Genomic DNA, 14,699 nt, shown 5'->3' on the forward strand with positions numbered 1-14,699 from the left:
GGCGCCGAGCGCCGAGGGCGCGCCGGCAACGGAAGCGCGTCAGGACCGTCCGCAGCGCGAGCGCTTCGAAGGCAAGGGCCGCGATCGCGAGGACCGCCGCGACAAGTTCGATCGCAACAAGGGCGAGCGCAAGGGCGGCCGCGACAAGGACCGCGAGCGCGGCGGCCGTGATTTCGGCGGACGCGACAAGGGCGGCCGCGACAAGCGCGAGTCCGGCCCCTCGCACCGTCAATGGGCGACCAGCGCGAACCCGCGCGAACGCGACCGCGCGGCCGATCCGAATTCGCCGTTCGCCAAGCTGGCAGCGCTGAAGGAACAGCTCGCCGGTAACCGGAAAGAGTAGGCCTAGCGTTTCAAGCGAAGTGGGTACCGGTTCGCGTCAAGAAAACGCGTCAGAAAAATTAGACTACGGGCAGGTCGTTGGAGCGGCAGCGTCTCGACAAATGGCTATGGCACGCGCGGGTGGTGAAGGCCCGCACCTCCGCTGCCGCCCTCGTCGAGGCCGGTCACGTCCGCGTCAACGGCGTGCGCGAAAAATCGCCGGGCCATTCGGTGAAGGTCGGCGACGTGGTCACGATCGCGCTCGATCACGGCGTGCGCGTCCTGAAAGTGGTGGGATTTTCCGAGCGGCGCGGCGACGCCACGGCCGCGCGCGTGCTCTATGATGAATTGCACAGTGGCAAGCAGTAACTATCTGCAAAAGGCTTGCAGGGATGCCTGAAATTGGGCCGCCAGAGGCTCGCTGCTTCCCTTGCGGCAGCGCACCGCATGCGCTACGCAAACCCCGGAAATCTGATCCGTTTCGGAGCGTTGGATGACTTACGTCGTCACAGAAGCCTGCATCAAGTGCAAATATACCGACTGCGTTGAGGTCTGCCCCGTCGATTGCTTCTACGAGGGCGAGAACATGCTGGTCATCCATCCCGACGAATGCATCGACTGTGGCGTCTGCGAACCCGAGTGCCCCGCCGACGCCATCAAGCCCGACACCGAGCCCGGCCTGGAGAAGTGGCTCGAGGTCAACACCGAGTACGCCAAGAGCTGGCCCAACATCACGCAGAAGAAAGAAGCTCCGCCCGACGCGAAAGAAATGGAGGGTGTGGAGGGCAAGTTCGAGAAATATTTTTCCAAGGAGCCCGGCTCTGGCGATTAAAGCCTGTGGATAAGTTAAGGACTCATTGGGCCTGATTCGGACCCAATCTGTGCCGGACGCGCTTGTTTGATTTAACCCTGTTCGCGGACTTATGGCGGGAACGGACCCATAACGGCCCGGAACTCGGCGTAAATCATTGATTTTTGCGGAAAATGTGCTATATTGGGCACATTATAAGCCGATCCTGGCCATGCGTATCCTGTGGCCCCGGTGGGTTCCGTAAAAACATCGAACAGGGGCGTGGCAGTTCCGCGCGCAGGCTGTGTCACAGAAAACGCGTAAAAAGAGTGCTTCCAAGAACGTTAAAAAAGCCGCTCCGGCCAGCCGCAGCGCAACCAAGGGCCGTGCCAAGGCGTCCGTGAAGGATGCCAAGAAGGTTGCGGCCACAAAGTCCTCAAAGAAAAGAAGCGCGATGCCAGAAAAGACTGCCAAGACCGCCGCGAAAGCGACGTCGAAGACCAATGCCGCGAAAGTTGCTGCCAAGGCTCCCTCAAAGACCGCTGTGAAGGCCGCGCCTCCGAAGGCCGCCGTTGCGCCGAAGGCTCCCGCCCACAAGCCGGCCGCTGCGGCCGCGCCGCGCGTCGAGGAACCGAAGAAGGTCGTGACCCAGCGTCAGGGCTTCAAGGCCAATGAATTCGTGGTCTATCCGGCTCACGGCGTCGGGCAGATCCTGGCCATCGAGGAGCAGGAGATCGCGGGCGCCAAGCTCGAGCTGTTCGTGATCAATTTCATGAAGGACAAGATGACGCTCCGCGTGCCGACCGCCAAGGTCGCCAATGTCGGCATGCGCAAGCTGTCCGAGCCGGCGCTGGTCAAGAAGGCGCTGGAGACGCTCAAGGGCCGCGCGCGCGTCAAGCGCACCATGTGGTCCCGTCGGGCGCAGGAATACGAAGCGAAGATCAATTCGGGCGACATCGTCGCGATCGCCGAAGTGGTCCGCGACCTCTATCGTTCGGAATCGCAGCCCGAGCAGTCCTACTCTGAACGCCAGCTCTATGAAGCGGCGCTCGACCGCCTGTCGCGCGAAATCGCCGTCGTGCAGCATTCGACCGAGACCGAAGCGGTCAAGGAAATCGAAAGCCAGCTCGCCAAGAGCCCGCGCCGTGGTGCCAAGGCTGAAGCTGCGGAAGCGGACGGCGAGGCCGACGAGGCCGATGTCGACGCCGATGGCGACGATGCTGCGGTGGCGGACGAAGCCGCCTGAAAGAATCCCGAGGACTGAAACGAAAAGCCCGGTCGCAAGACCGGGCTTTTTGTTTGGTGCTTGCTGTTGGTGCTTGCGCGAACGGAAGATCTCCGCACGGGCCGTCGCAGCAACGACGCGACGGTTCCGGTTCCATCCCTTGGCGCGGAAACGGCCAGTTTTCGACCTCTTGTGACCCGAATCGCGGGAGATTGTCCCGAGCACTACTTCCAGATTTACCGCAAGGGGGATTCGATGAAAGGGCAGGTACAGTCCATCTTCTGCGCCGTTCTCATCGCGGCTTTCCTGGCCACGCTTGTTCCATTGAGCGCACCGGCCGCGCAGGTCAGGCAGTGCAGCGCCGCCGTGCCCAAATCGGCGAAAGGGCATTGGTCCTGGCGCATGATCGACGGCCGCAAATGCTGGTACTCCGGCAAGGCCGTGATCCCGCGGTCAGCCTTGCGCTGGCCCGCAGTGGCACCGGCGCAAGCCAAAGCCCCGGCGGCGGCAGCCGTCACCACCGTCAGCGTGGCCCCGGTGAAGCGCAGCGATCCCATGGAGGCGCAGGCGCAGATGACTGACGATGCCGATAGTTTCGAATCGCGTTGGCAGTTGCGCGTCGTTTCCAGGTAGGCCGGACCGGCACCGTGGCGCAAGAACCGTCGCGGCGACATGAGTGAGCGTTGTTGCCGGCGTTGAGTGCCGGGACGTCGCGCCGGAAGGCTCGCTGCGGGCTGCGGCCGGATGTTCCCCGAACTGGAACTTTCCGGGGGCTGACGGGAACTTTTGACAGGCGATTGCGTTGATATGCATGACCTATGAAAACCGAGCGACACCCCCGCGCTCTCGCGAGGAGCGGGCAGCGTTGATGGAAAAGCGCCGTGAGGACGCCGAAAAGGCACTCGACGAGCGCCGGAAGGCTGACGATGCCTTCCGGGCCAATTTCGAGCGGCTCAAGGCGGAGCGTCTCGCCCGCGAGGCGGCTGCAAGCAATTCATGATGGAGTGATTGGCGGAATTGATTCAGCGGCGAATAACTCGCCGCTGTTGTCATTGCGAGGAGCCAACGGGTCCGGCCTTCCGGCCGGCCCGATGATAGACTCCGCGACGAAGCAATTCATTTCTCCGCTCGGCGAGCTTGGAGGGATGGATTGCTTCGCTTCGCTTGCAATGACGGCTGTGGCCGCTGTCAATCCACCACGATCTTGACACGATCCCTGGGCTTGACCTGCGCGTGCTGGTCGAGGCCGTTGAGGATGCGGAAGCGCTCGGCCGGGCGGTCGACGCCGGACATGCGGTGGGAGAGCGATTCCACGGTGTCGCCGGGCTGTGCGGTAATGACCTTGATGCGCAGCGGGCGCGCGGCCTGGATTTCTTCCATCGTCAGGCGGCGGAAGGAGTTGACGGTCTCGCGCGCATTGCGCTCGCTTTCGGTGTTGCGCTGCTTGGCGGCAAAGATGAAGCGGTAGACGTCGCTGCCGTAGCGCAGTGCAAATACCTTGAACTGCCACTGATCGCCGTTGGCGTTCGCCGCGGCGACCGGGAAGCCGTTGATCATGAGGTCTTCGGACGAGCCCTTGTCAACGCCTTCCATCCAGCCGGAATTGAGGTAGTCGGAAAGCGACTGTTCGGCCGGCACGCGCACCACGTCGAAGCGCATCGCCTGCGTGCCGCCATCGCGCACGCCGATCACGGCCTGCGCGGTGTTGTCCAGCGTGAACGTCTCGGGCGCCTGGAACGTGAAGCCGAGTTTGGGGTGAAGGAAGCGGCGGCCACGCACAAAGCCTTCGCTGGGATCTTCGCCATAGACGATGTTGTCGATCGCGGCGAGATAGGTCTCGCGGTCGCGCTCGCCGCTCTGCGGCGAGGTATATTGCCGGGCGCTCGCCTGCGCGTTCTGCACGCGCTCGGGGGTCGCCGGGTGCGAGGACAGGAAATCCTGTGCCCGCGGATCGAGCGAGGTCTTGCCGGCCTTCAGCGCCGCGTTGCGCTCCATCGCGGCAAGGAACCGCGAGGCGCCATAGGGATCGAAACGGGCCTTGGCCGAAATGCCGACGCCGATGCCGTCGGCCTCGAATTCCTGCTGCCGCGAGAAGCTCGCCATCGTCAGTTTTGTCTTGGCCAGCGCCAGTGCCGTTAAATCCGGGTCGTTGCTCATGTCGGTGACGACGCGGGTCACCACCGCCGCCTGCCGTGCCTGGTCTTCCCGGATCGAGGCGTGCTTTGCGATGACATGCGCCATTTCGTGGCTCAGCACCGACGACAGTTCCGACGTGTCGCTGGCGAGCGCGACCAGGCCGCGTGTCACATACAACTGGCCGGTCGGCAGCGCGAAGGCGTTCACCGCGCCGGAATTGAGGATGGTCACCCGATAGGCCTGGTCGGGGCGGTCGGAGGCCGCAACCAGCCGGTCGACCGTCTTGCCGATCAGCGTCGCTAATCTCGGATCGTCATAGGCGCCGCCATAGGAGGCCAGAATGCGCTCATGCTCGCGCTCGCTCGCCGGCGTCTGTGCGACGACGCGACTCGGCTTCGGCTGGGGAATCACCGGCGCGGCGGTCTCGAGTTTTCCCAGATTTCCACAGGAGGAAAGCGTCAGCGCGGCGCACAGCAGCGCCGGCGCAGCCAGCAGGCGGCAGCCCGTGTTTCCTCCGGCCCGTTGTGCACGATGCGTCAAATCAGCCACTAAGATCACGATCCAACTGGAACGCCGATCTCATCCCTTTTTCGCGTATGATCCAAATGAAAACCGGTGCCCAGTCTTCGGATCAAGCGCTATTTCCCGCCCAGCACCTCAATCTGCTCCACCCGGAGCATCTCAATCCGTGGCCCTCCCCGCGACGAGACAACGCCGCGGACACGAATCCTTCGATTTTCGAGCGACTTAGGTCCAAGGCCGGCGTTCTCGAACGCCGGTATGATGCGCCTTGAAATAGTCGCAGCAAAGTCCTGTGTCCAGTTCCGCCCGAAGTTCAGGTAGGTAATCGCCCCCGCCTGCCGAACGGACAATACTCTGCCCTCGATCACCGTAAACTGCCCAATCGCGGCCAGAATATCGCCCGGACTTTCCGTGTTTTTTATGGCCGCGGTTTGAGCCCAAACGCCCAATCTGGCCTGCCGCGCCCTCGTCTCGGCCGCAGCCAGTGCTGCAGCGCAATTTTTCTCGGATATATCGCTCGAAACCAGCGCTTCGCCGCGGCGAAGCAGCTCGCTTTGCACCGAATGTTCCGACCCGGCCACGAACACATAGGCGGCCTGGCGACCATAGCGGTCCGGCGTGTCGTCCTCGCCATGCAGCGTCACGTCACGACCGCCGATGATGGCGGACAATGCGGCTCTGATTCGGGTCTGATCGGTTCCAGCTCGCTCGATGCCGGCGAGACGGATCTCGCGGCCGTCTTCGAGGCGAAAGCTGCGCGCATCGACGACAGTAGCGACGCGGCCTTCGCCCTGCGGCTCGAGCGCGCAATCGGCCGCCTCGGCGCGTCCGACCAAGGCCAGCGCGAGAAAGGATGCGGCATATGCCGGCAGCGCAGCGCTGCAACGCGATTGCTGACACATCATAACGATAACGCTGCTCTTCCCACGTGTTCCTGTATGCTTGATCAGTAACTGGATTGCTACCTTAGATTGCTACGCCGGAGGAGACAATGGAAGTCAACGGCATTGCCCATATTTTCCTCACCGCCTCTAATTTCGAGCGCTCCCGCGAATTCTATCGAAAGCTGCTGCCGTTCCTCGGCCTGAAGCCGGTCATCGAGACCGAGACGACCTATTACTGCGTCGGCGGCCGCACCGCCGTCGGCATCAGCGCGCCGTCAGCGGAGCATGAGGGCGCCGCCTTCGAGCAGAAGCGCGTCGGCCTGCATCACCTCTGCTTCCGCGCCCGCGAGCGCGCCGATATCGATGAGCTGCACGGCTTTCTGCAGACGCTCGGCGTCAAGATCATCCGCGCCCCGCGCGAGGACCAATGGGCGCCGGGATATTATTCGATCCTGTTCGAGGACCCCGACGGGATCAGGCTCGAACTCAACCATGTGCCGGGGAAGGGGCTGTTGGCCTGAGGCGCATAGCATTTCGTGGGATGGGTAGAGCGTAGCGAAACCCATCATCTTTCCGCGCAAGATTTGATGGGTATCGCTACGCTCCACCCATCCTACAAAGCTGCACGCCAAGGACGGCGTACTTCGAAGTAGGTCTTGCCCCCGCGATGAAAACCCGCGCCCTCATAGAAGCGCAGGGTGGTCTCCTGCTTCGAGCCCGTCGCCAACAGGGCTTTGTAGCAGTCGGCCTGCCAGGCAAGATCGAGCGCATGAGCAAGAACCCGTTGGCCGAGCCCCAGCCGACGGTAGTCGGCGTGAGTGACGACATTCTCAATCACCGCATATGATCTGCCGCCTCGAGACAGGTTAGGCACGATCGCGAGCGTGCACGACGATACAAGCAGTTCCCCTGCTTGCGCCACGATCACGGTCGTGAAGCCGGATGTGAGCAACGTCGACCAGACACGCTCAGCGGTAGCTGCCTCCAGTTGAGAATCGTGCGGATGAAGGTGTCGGTAAAGATTCAACAGCTCGGGCAGATCATGTTCTGCCGCAGAGCGGACAATGGCTTCGGTCATGTATTGATACCAGGGATCACTGCTTTGCAGGGATACTATCAGAAATAGTTAGCGCGTTGCGCGCAATACCCATCATGCCTCCGCGCGAGGACTCGATGGGTTTCGTTGCGCTCTACCCATCCTGCGGATCGGTTGTGCAACGCGGCACATTGCACGTGCAGCACAATTCAGTTGTTGTCATCATCGCATGCGCTGCTTGGTAGCGAACACTGTAGCCCGGCACCGCCTTTGGTCCGGTATCGAACGCAATTCGCAGCCGAACTGTCGCATCAGCGCGTGCCATGCCGGGGAACTTGGGCTAAGTTTTTCCTGCCGTGGCCCCAACATTCGGCCTGCTGTCAACCACACATCCGGTGGACCCCATGCAGCAGATTTCAGACTGGCTCGAGAATCTCGGCATTGGACAATACGCGAAGCGTTTTGTCGAAAATGGAATTGATGTCAGTGTTCTTCCCGAATTGCGGGACGAGGACTTCGACAGGCTCGGGGTTCTGCTTGGCCATCGCCGCAAGATGCTGCGTGCCATCGCCGATCTCAACCAGGCCGAATTGATTGTGCCTCGCCGGCACGATGCCGAGCGACGCCACCTCACCGTCATGTTCTGCGACCTGGTCGGCTCGACGGCGCTCTCCGCGAGTCTCGATCCCGAGGACATGTGGGAGGTGATCCGTGCCTATCGCGCTGCCTGTGCGACGGTCGTCGCCGCCTATGACGGCGTGATCGCCAGGTTTGTGGGCGACGGAATTCTCGCCTATTTCGGCTATCCCCGCGCACATGAGGATGATGCGGAGCGCGCCGTGCGCGCCGGCCTCGACATCATCCCTGCCGTGAGGCGGCTCGACATGCGTACGCAGGAGCGGGTCGAGGTGCGGGTCGCCATCGCGACCGGACTTGTGGTGGTGGGCGACCTCACCAGCGGCAGCGTATCGGAGCAACAGGCGATGGTCGGCGACACGCCGAACCTTGCTGCCCGGCTGCAAGCCCTGGCGGAGCCGGGGGCGGTTGTCGTTGCGGATTCGACGCGCCGGCTGCTCGGCGATCTCTTCACCTTTCAGGACCTCGGGCACCGCGACGTCAAGGGCATCTCCGAACCGATCGCGCTCTGGGCGGTCGAAGGCGGAGCTGCGTCGGAGAGCCGCTTCGAGGCGGTGCGCACGGTGCGGTCTATCGGCTTCGTCGGTCGCAAGGCTGAGATCGAGCTCGTGCGCGCGCGCGAGCAACTGGCGTATCAGGGCGAAGGCCAGGTGGTGCTGATTTCAGGCGAGGCCGGGATCGGCAAGTCTCGCCTTGTGGCAACGCTCTCCGAGACCCCGGCGTTCGGAGCGCCCCGCCGGCTGCGGTATCAATGCTCGCCCTATCACTCGAACACCGCGCTTCATCCCTTTATCGCGCAGCTCGAGCGCGCCGCCGGCATCGGGCTGCAGGATAGCCCCGAGCAAAAACTCGACAAGCTCGAGGCCATGCTTGCGCTCGGAACGCAGCAAGTGGCCAAAGCGGTGCCGCTCATTGCCGCGCTGCTTTCGATCCCGACCGGCGAGCGCTATCCACCGCTGGGTTTAAGTCCGGTGCAGCAGCGGCGACAGACCTTCGCCGTCCTGCTCGATCAGTTCGAGGGCCTGGCGCGGCAGCAACCGCTGCTGATCGTCTGCGAAGACATGCATTGGGCCGACGCCACGACGCTCGAACTGTTCGATCTCGCGGTCGATCGGATCAGGGGCTTGCCGGTGCTTGCGCTCGCGACATTCCGGCCCGAGTTCGAGCCGCCCTGGGAAGGTCTCGCCAATGTCAGCCTGCTGCGGCTCGAAAGGCTTGACCGGCAGGAGACGCGCGAGCTGGTCGAGCAGGTGACCGTCGGACGAAAGCTGCCGGGCGAGATGATGCGGCAGATCATCGACAAGACCGATGGCATCCCGCTGTTCGTGGAAGAATTGACCAAGATGGTGCTGGAGTCGGGACTCCTGGTGCAGGATGTCGGGCGCTATCGTCTCGACAATCCGCTGCCGCCGCTCGCGATTCCCGCGACGTTGCAGGACTCGCTGATGGCGCGGCTCGACCGGCTGGCGCCTGTCAAGGAGGTGGCGCAGATCGGCGCTGCCATCGGGCGCGAGTTCTCCTACACGTTGCTGCGATCGGTGGCGGGGCGCGATGACCTGACGCTGAGCGCTGCGCTGGCGCAACTCGAGGAAGCCGAACTGTTGGTATGCTGCGGCGCGCCGCCGGAGGCGACCTACAGCTTCAAGCATGCACTCGTTCAGGAAGCGGCTTACGAGAGCCTGCTCAAGAGCCGGCGGCAATTGCTCCACCAGCATATCGGCGATGTCTTGCGCGACAAGTTTCCAGTCATCGCCGAGACCGAGCCGGAAGTTCTTGCACATCACTTCACTGAAGCGGGGTTGAGCGCAACAGCCCTCGACTGGTGGCGCAAGGCCGGCCAGCAAGCCCTGAGACGCTCGGCCTATACCGAGGCGATTGCGCATCTCGGCAAAGCGGTTGCCATCGCAGATAAACTGCCCGTTGGGCCGGGCCGGATCATGAACCGGCTGCAGCTTCAAATCGCGTATGGCCGCGCGCTGCGGAGCAATCTTGGGCACAGTGCCCCGGAAACGGTGGCGGCATGGAAGCGCGCGCGACAATTCGCGGCCGACATCAATGATCCCGTCGAACTGGCGCCGATCCATTCGGGCCTGTTCAATGCCAGCCTGACCCACGGCGAGATCGCGCCGATGCGGGAGTTGGCCGAGGCCATCATGAGCGCCGCCGGGCAGCGACCGGATTCGCCGGTGGCCGCCGTCGTCGCTCACTGGACGACCGGGGTCACCTGCTGGTTCGGCGGCGACTACCTCAACGCGCGACTGCATCTCGAGCGCGCGCTTGCGATCTATGAGGCCGAGCCTGATCCGGCTACCTTCAAGGCGTCGGCGCTGGACCTGCCGTTCGTCATCATGAGGTTCCTTGCGCTGGTGCTGTGGCCGCTTGGCATGATTGACCGATCGCGACGGCTCGCCACCGAGGCAGTATGCGCCGCGGGAGAAAAGCGGGCGCTTTCCCAGGCCAACGCGCTCGTCCACAAGGCGGTGTTCGATGGCGTATGCGGGGGCATGTTGCAGGAAACGGAAACGATCCTGGCGCTCGCCCTCGCCCGCGAGCATACGATGCCGTTATATGTCGCGGCCGGCAGCTACCTGAACGGGCTGGCACAGTGGCGCGCCGGCGACCGAACAAGTGGGCTTGCGGAAATGTGCCGGGGCTGGACGTTGCTTCACGAGAATGACTGCTACCTCTGTGAGCCATTTTGGGGAATGCAGATTGCGGTAGCGAATGCGGAAGCCGGAGAAGTTGATGCCGGGTTGGAAATCTTGCGGGAGTTGATCTCCTGGACAGAACGATCCGGCCAGCATTGGCTCGATGCCGAACTTCATCGCAGCCAGGGTGAGCTTGTGTTGCGCCTGGACCCGCCTGATATATCGATGGCCGAAGACGCTTTCCGCAAAGCCCTGGAAATCGCCCGCGCGCAACGAACGAAGACGTTCGAGTTGCGCAGCGCCGTTGGACTTGCGCGGCTCTACAGCGCAAATGGCCGGGCTGATTCAATCTTCGAGTTGCTCGCGCCGATCCTCGTTGATTTCAACGCGGGGCAAGGTCTTCCCGAGATCGAGCAGGCGGAAATCCTGCTCCGCCAAGCCGCTCCTTCCGAGCCCGCGCGCAGGATAGGTTGAGCGACGCGTCGTCATCCCCGCCGGGCATTCCGTTTAACGGAAAACGTCAGCGCCTTGCCGCTGCTGACACCATGCGGCATGATCGCGCCGACCAAAATTCAAGGTCGCAGACAATGCGGCGCGCCGACAAGGGAGGCCTTCCATGAAAAGAGCAATAACAGGCATGTTCGCCGCCGCATTGGCGATGTCGGCGACGACGGCATTGGCGCAGAGCAAGCCGCCGCTCAAGCTTGGCGGCATTCTCGACATGTCCGGGCTTTACGCTGATATCACCGGGCCGGGATCGGAGACGGCTGCGAAGATGGCGGTGGAGGATTTTGGCGGCGAGGTGCTGGGACGCAAGGTCGAGATCGTCGCCGCCGATCATCTCAACAAGGCCGATCTTGCCGCCAGCATCGCGCGCGACATGTTCGACAATCAGGGTGTCGAGATGCTGTACGACGTGGCGGCGTCGGCGACCGCGCTCGCCGCCGGCGAGATCGCGAAAACGCGCAACAAGATTGTGATGTATAGCGGCCCCGCCTCGATCCGCCTCAGCAACGAAGCCTGCGGTCCCTACACCGTGCATTATTCCTACGACACGTTTGGGCAGGCGAACTCGACCGGGCTCGCCACCGTCAAGTCCGGCTTCGACACCTGGTTCTTCCTCACCGCCGACTATGCCTTCGGGCAGGATTTGGAAAAGGACACGACCAACGTGGTGGTGAAGGCCGGCGGCAAGGTGCTCGGCAGCGTCAAGCATCCGCTCAATACCTCCGACTTCTCCTCCTTCCTGCTGCAGGCGCAGAGTTCGAAGGCGAAGGTCGTCGGTCTCGCGAATGCCGGCGGCGACACCATCAACGCGATCAAGCAGGCGGCGGAATTTGGTCTGACCCGAAGCGGCGGGCAGAAACTCTCGCCGCTGCTCGCCTTCGTGACCGATATCGACAGTGTCGGGCTGGAAACTGCGCAGGGCCTGCTGCTGGCCGAAGCTTTCTATTGGGACCTCAACGACGACACCCGCGCGTTCTCAAAACGCTTCCAGGAACGCATCAAGCGGCCGCCGACCGCGGCGCAGGCGAGCGTCTATTCGTCGGTCCTGCATTATTTGAAAGCCGTGAAGGCCGCGCACACCACGGATGCCGCGGCGGTGATGAAGCTGATGAAGGAGACGCCGGTCAACGACATGTTCGCCAAGAACGGCAAGATCCGCGACGACGGCCGCATGGTGCACGACATGTATCTGTTCGAGGTCAAGAAGCCGTCGGAGTCGAAGGCGCGCTGGGATTATTACAAGCTCTTGGCCACCATTCCCGGCAACGAGGCGTTCCAACCGCTGGAATCCTCGCGCTGCCCGCTGGTGAAGAAATAGGATCGCATCTTCGTGGGGTGGGCAAAGCGGAGCGTGCCCACCATGCCTGCGGCAAAGTTGGTGGGCACGGCGCTGGTGCGCCTTTTCCCACCCTACGAATTCAATCTCAACCAACAACAACGAAAGCACGACACATGAGCGCAAACGAAATGGTCCTCCAGAAGCTCGAACAGGGCTTGCTTACCATCACCATGAACCGTCCCGACCGGCGCAACGCGCTCAATCCGGACATGACGCGCGGGCTGGTGGAGGCGGCGCGACGGGCGCAGGAAGATCACGAGGTGCGCGCGGTGCTGATCAAGGGCGCCGGCGGCACGTTCTGCGTCGGCGGCGACGTCAAGTCGATGGCCGAGGGCAGGGCGCCGCTGCCCTTCGAGGCCAAGATGGCGAACCTGCGCCGCGGCATGGAAGTGTCGCGCATCCTGCACCAGATGCCGAAGCCCGTGGTGGCGCAGCTCGACGGCGCCGCCGCCGGCGCCGGCCTTTCGATCGCGCTGTCCTGCGACCTGCGCGTCGCCAGTGCTTCCTGCAAGATCACCACCGCCTTTGCCAAGGTGGGCTTCTCCGGCGATTACGGCGGCACCTATTTTCTCACCCAGTTGCTCGGCAGCGCGAAGGCGCGCGAGCTCTATCTGCTGTCGCCGGTCCTGAGCGCGACCGAAGCCTATAATCTCGGCATGGTGACAAAGGTTGTGCCGGACGCTGACATCGACGCCGAGGCGCGTGATCTCGCGATGTCGCTGGCGACAGGGCCCTCGATCGCGCTCGGCTTTATCAAGCGCAACATCAATAATGCCGAGTCGATGTCGCTGGAGGCCTGCTTTGATGGCGAGGCAATCCATCACACGCGCGCCGGCGATACCGCCGACCACAAGGAAGCGGCAAAGGCCTTCGTCGAAAAGCGCAAGCCCGCATTTCAGGGGCAGTGAGATGGCCGAATATCTCAGGCTACGGCAGATCTGCCTAGTGGCGCCGCATCTGGCGCCGGTGATCTCGGACATCGCCGCGATCATGGGCCTCAATGTCTGCTATCGCGACGGCAACGTCGCCAAGTACGGGCTGGAGAACGCGCTGCTGCCGGTCGACACCATCCTGCTTGAAGTGGTGGCGCCGACTGAGCCGGGCACCGCGGCGGGGCGTTTCCTCAACAAGACCGGCGGCCGCGGCGGGTACATGGCGATCTTCTGCTGCGACGATCCCGACGCGCGCGGCAAGCATGCCAACGCGATCGGCGTGCGCACGGCGAACGTGATCACGCACGCGCCCTATCACGGCGTGCAGCTGCACCCGCGGGATTGCCGTGCGGCCTTCATCGAGTTCAATCACACCGACGGCAGCGACGATGTGCTCGGCCCCTATCCGCCGGCGGGGCCGGACTGGCAGAAGGCGATCGCTAAGGATGTGACGCTGGCGCTGACGGAAGTTGAGATGCAGAGCCCGGACCCGGAGGGGCTCGCCCAGCATTGGGGGAAGATTTTGGGTGTCGCCGTCAGCAAGGGTGCGGGCGGGGAGGCGGAGCTGAAACTGCCGAATGCGCGCTTCCGTTTTGTGAAGGGCGGGAGCGACCTGATGAGCGGACTGACGTTCAAGGTCGCCGATGTCGCCAAGGTGCGTGATACCGCCAAGGCGAAGGGCTGCAAGGTGTCGGGCGATACGTTCGATCTTTGCGGCGTGACGTTCAGCCTGGTGGCGTGAGCACCGCACTTCCCCTCTCCCCTTGTGGGAGAGGGTGGATCGACGACGCGATGCGGCGGCGAGACGGGTGAGGGGTTGTCTCCGCACACACAGATCTCTCATGCGGAGAGAACCCCTCATCCGGCGCTTCGCGCCACCTTCTCCCACAAGGGGAGAAGGGAAGAAGAGAGCCGCGCGACTTACCGCCCCTTGAAATTCGCCACCCTTCGCTCAGCGGTGGCTTTCACGCCTTCCTTGAAATCCTCCGTCGCGCGCAACTTCGTCTGCTCGACGAGTTCGTGGTTGGTGGCAGCGAGCACGCGGTCGGCGAGGCCGGCGCGCATGGTGGCGCGGGTCGAGATTAGGCCGAGCGGGGAGCATTCGGCGATTTCCTGGGCGAGCTTCATCGCTTCAGCGCGGACCTGATCCTGCGGCACGCAGACATTGGCGAGGCCCATCCGCGTGGCTTCCTCGCCGGTGACGCGGCGGCTGGTGTAGAAAATCAATTCCGCATTGTTCTTGCCGACCAGTTCGGGCAGCGTCGCGGTCAGGCCGAAGCCGGGATGGAAGCCGAGCTTGGTGAAGTTCGCCGCGAAGCGCGCCTCGGGGCAGGTGACGCGGAAATCGGCGGAGACGGCTAGTCCCAGGCCGCCGCCGATGGCGGCGCCATGGACGGCGGCGACGATCGGCTTCTTGTTGCGGAAGATGCGCACGGCCTGAACGTAGAGATGGTTGATCGGCAGATTGGCCGCCGGATCCTTTTGCGCGCTTTCTTCCTGCTCCTGCCGCTTCGGATCGGAGAAGTCGGCGCCGGCGCAGAACGCCTTGCCTTGCGCGGCGAGCACGGACGCGCGGATTTCGACATCCTTGTCGAACTCCTCCAGCGCGTCTGCGATCTGGTTGATCAGCGAGACGTCGAAGAAGTTCAGCGGCGGCTTGCGGATTTCGATCAGGCCGACATGGCCGTGCTTCTCGACGCCGATATCAGTGTATTTGCTCATA

General features: G+C 63.3%; 15 protein-coding genes. 11 read left to right on the forward strand and 4 right to left on the reverse strand.

Annotation, left to right across the window (positions count from 1 at the left end; all coding sequences use genetic code 11):
• The 6 genes from CQ12_RS44850 to CQ12_RS47185 all read left to right on the forward strand — a co-directional run.
• Nucleotides 1–343: hypothetical protein (locus CQ12_RS44850; RefSeq protein ID WP_198164056.1), on the forward strand; the 343-nt coding region annotated here is incomplete at its 5' end.
• Between the two features lie 77 nt (nucleotides 344–420).
• The gene (locus CQ12_RS03165) at nucleotides 421–690 is read left to right on the forward strand and encodes an RNA-binding S4 domain-containing protein (protein WP_057833915.1); all 270 of its coding nucleotides are present in this window, start codon (nucleotides 421–423) and stop codon (nucleotides 688–690) included.
• 124 nt (nucleotides 691–814) lie between these two features.
• Nucleotides 815–1,153, forward strand: coding sequence for a ferredoxin FdxA (fdxA, locus tag CQ12_RS03170; RefSeq protein ID WP_057833916.1), 339 nt, complete (start codon nucleotides 815–817; stop codon nucleotides 1,151–1,153).
• Between the two features lie 412 nt (nucleotides 1,154–1,565).
• Complete coding sequence (locus tag CQ12_RS03175) at nucleotides 1,566–2,357, forward strand: CarD family transcriptional regulator (RefSeq protein ID WP_083519108.1); 792 nt, start codon at nucleotides 1,566–1,568, stop codon at nucleotides 2,355–2,357.
• A 60-nt stretch (nucleotides 2,358–2,417) separates the two neighbouring features.
• Nucleotides 2,418–2,969, forward strand: coding sequence for a hypothetical protein (locus CQ12_RS03180; protein WP_198164057.1), 552 nt, complete (start codon nucleotides 2,418–2,420; stop codon nucleotides 2,967–2,969).
• 235 nt (nucleotides 2,970–3,204) lie between these two features.
• Nucleotides 3,205–3,336 carry a hypothetical protein gene (locus CQ12_RS47185; protein WP_283807210.1) on the forward strand — a complete coding sequence of 44 codons (132 nt, stop codon included), beginning with the start codon at nucleotides 3,205–3,207 and terminating at the stop codon, nucleotides 3,334–3,336.
• A gap of 188 nt (nucleotides 3,337–3,524) precedes the next feature.
• Here the strand turns inward: CQ12_RS47185 and CQ12_RS03190 are convergent, their stop codons facing one another.
• Together CQ12_RS03190 and CQ12_RS03195 are read right to left on the reverse strand one after the other, a co-directional pair.
• Nucleotides 3,525–5,012, reverse strand: coding sequence for a M48 family metalloprotease (locus CQ12_RS03190; RefSeq protein WP_157087975.1), 1,488 nt, complete (start codon nucleotides 5,010–5,012; stop codon nucleotides 3,525–3,527).
• Between the two features lie 98 nt (nucleotides 5,013–5,110).
• On the reverse strand, nucleotides 5,111–5,896 hold the full coding sequence (locus CQ12_RS03195) for a thermonuclease family protein (protein ID WP_083519109.1): 786 nt from the start codon (nucleotides 5,894–5,896) through the stop codon (nucleotides 5,111–5,113).
• Between the two features lie 89 nt (nucleotides 5,897–5,985).
• Between CQ12_RS03195 and CQ12_RS03200 the strand changes: the two genes are divergently transcribed.
• On the forward strand, nucleotides 5,986–6,399 hold the full coding sequence (locus tag CQ12_RS03200; RefSeq protein ID WP_057833919.1) for a VOC family protein: 414 nt from the start codon (nucleotides 5,986–5,988) through the stop codon (nucleotides 6,397–6,399).
• A 92-nt stretch (nucleotides 6,400–6,491) separates the two neighbouring features.
• Here CQ12_RS03200 and CQ12_RS03205 read toward each other — a convergent pair whose 3' ends face one another.
• Nucleotides 6,492–6,956, reverse strand: coding sequence for a GNAT family N-acetyltransferase (locus CQ12_RS03205; RefSeq protein ID WP_057833920.1), 465 nt, complete (start codon nucleotides 6,954–6,956; stop codon nucleotides 6,492–6,494).
• Nucleotides 6,957–7,318: 362 nt separating this feature from the next.
• Between CQ12_RS03205 and CQ12_RS03210 the strand changes: the two genes are divergently transcribed.
• The 4 genes from CQ12_RS03210 (at nucleotide 7,319) to CQ12_RS03225 (ending at nucleotide 13,718) form a co-directional block, all read left to right on the forward strand.
• The gene (locus tag CQ12_RS03210; RefSeq protein ID WP_057833921.1) at nucleotides 7,319–10,672 is read left to right on the forward strand and encodes an adenylate/guanylate cyclase domain-containing protein; all 3,354 of its coding nucleotides are present in this window, start codon (nucleotides 7,319–7,321) and stop codon (nucleotides 10,670–10,672) included.
• 142 nt (nucleotides 10,673–10,814) lie between these two features.
• A complete protein-coding gene (locus CQ12_RS03215; protein WP_057833922.1) occupies nucleotides 10,815–12,023 on the forward strand; it encodes an ABC transporter substrate-binding protein in 1,209 nt (402 codons plus the stop codon).
• Between the two features lie 134 nt (nucleotides 12,024–12,157).
• Nucleotides 12,158–12,952, forward strand: a complete 795-nt coding sequence (locus tag CQ12_RS03220; RefSeq protein WP_057833923.1) for an enoyl-CoA hydratase — start codon at nucleotides 12,158–12,160, stop codon at nucleotides 12,950–12,952.
• 1 nt (nucleotide 12,953) lies between these two features.
• A complete protein-coding gene (locus CQ12_RS03225; protein WP_057833924.1) occupies nucleotides 12,954–13,718 on the forward strand; it encodes a VOC family protein in 765 nt (254 codons plus the stop codon).
• Between the two features lie 179 nt (nucleotides 13,719–13,897).
• On the opposite strand, the gene CQ12_RS03230 is transcribed toward CQ12_RS03225, so the two are convergent.
• Nucleotides 13,898–14,698, reverse strand: coding sequence for an enoyl-CoA hydratase/isomerase family protein (locus CQ12_RS03230; protein ID WP_057833925.1), 801 nt, complete (start codon nucleotides 14,696–14,698; stop codon nucleotides 13,898–13,900).
• Nucleotide 14,699 lies beyond the last annotated feature (1 nt).

It is taken from the genome of Bradyrhizobium jicamae (genome assembly GCF_001440395.1).
GTDB lineage: Bacteria > Pseudomonadota > Alphaproteobacteria > Rhizobiales > Xanthobacteraceae > Bradyrhizobium > Bradyrhizobium jicamae.

What these genes read in the sequence shown, in the direction of transcription:
- CQ12_RS03205 (WP_057833920.1), bottom strand. Translation starts at nt 6,956, where the DNA reads ATGACCGAAGCCATTGTCCGCTCTGCGGCAGAACATGATCTGCCCGAG.
- CQ12_RS47185 (WP_283807210.1), top strand. Translation starts at nt 3,205, where the DNA reads ATGGAAAAGCGCCGTGAGGACGCCGAAAAGGCACTCGACGAGCGCCGG.
- CQ12_RS03175 (WP_083519108.1), top strand. Translation starts at nt 1,566, where the DNA reads ATGCCAGAAAAGACTGCCAAGACCGCCGCGAAAGCGACGTCGAAGACC.
- CQ12_RS03195 (WP_083519109.1), bottom strand. Translation starts at nt 5,896, where the DNA reads ATGTGTCAGCAATCGCGTTGCAGCGCTGCGCTGCCGGCATATGCCGCA.
- CQ12_RS03215 (WP_057833922.1), top strand. Translation starts at nt 10,815, where the DNA reads ATGAAAAGAGCAATAACAGGCATGTTCGCCGCCGCATTGGCGATGTCG.
- fdxA (WP_057833916.1), top strand. Translation starts at nt 815, where the DNA reads ATGACTTACGTCGTCACAGAAGCCTGCATCAAGTGCAAATATACCGAC.
- CQ12_RS03210 (WP_057833921.1), top strand. Translation starts at nt 7,319, where the DNA reads ATGCAGCAGATTTCAGACTGGCTCGAGAATCTCGGCATTGGACAATAC.
- CQ12_RS03230 (WP_057833925.1), bottom strand. Translation starts at nt 14,698, where the DNA reads ATGAGCAAATACACTGATATCGGCGTCGAGAAGCACGGCCATGTCGGC.
- CQ12_RS03225 (WP_057833924.1), top strand. Translation starts at nt 12,954, where the DNA reads ATGGCCGAATATCTCAGGCTACGGCAGATCTGCCTAGTGGCGCCGCAT.
- CQ12_RS03200 (WP_057833919.1), top strand. Translation starts at nt 5,986, where the DNA reads ATGGAAGTCAACGGCATTGCCCATATTTTCCTCACCGCCTCTAATTTC.
- CQ12_RS03220 (WP_057833923.1), top strand. Translation starts at nt 12,158, where the DNA reads ATGAGCGCAAACGAAATGGTCCTCCAGAAGCTCGAACAGGGCTTGCTT.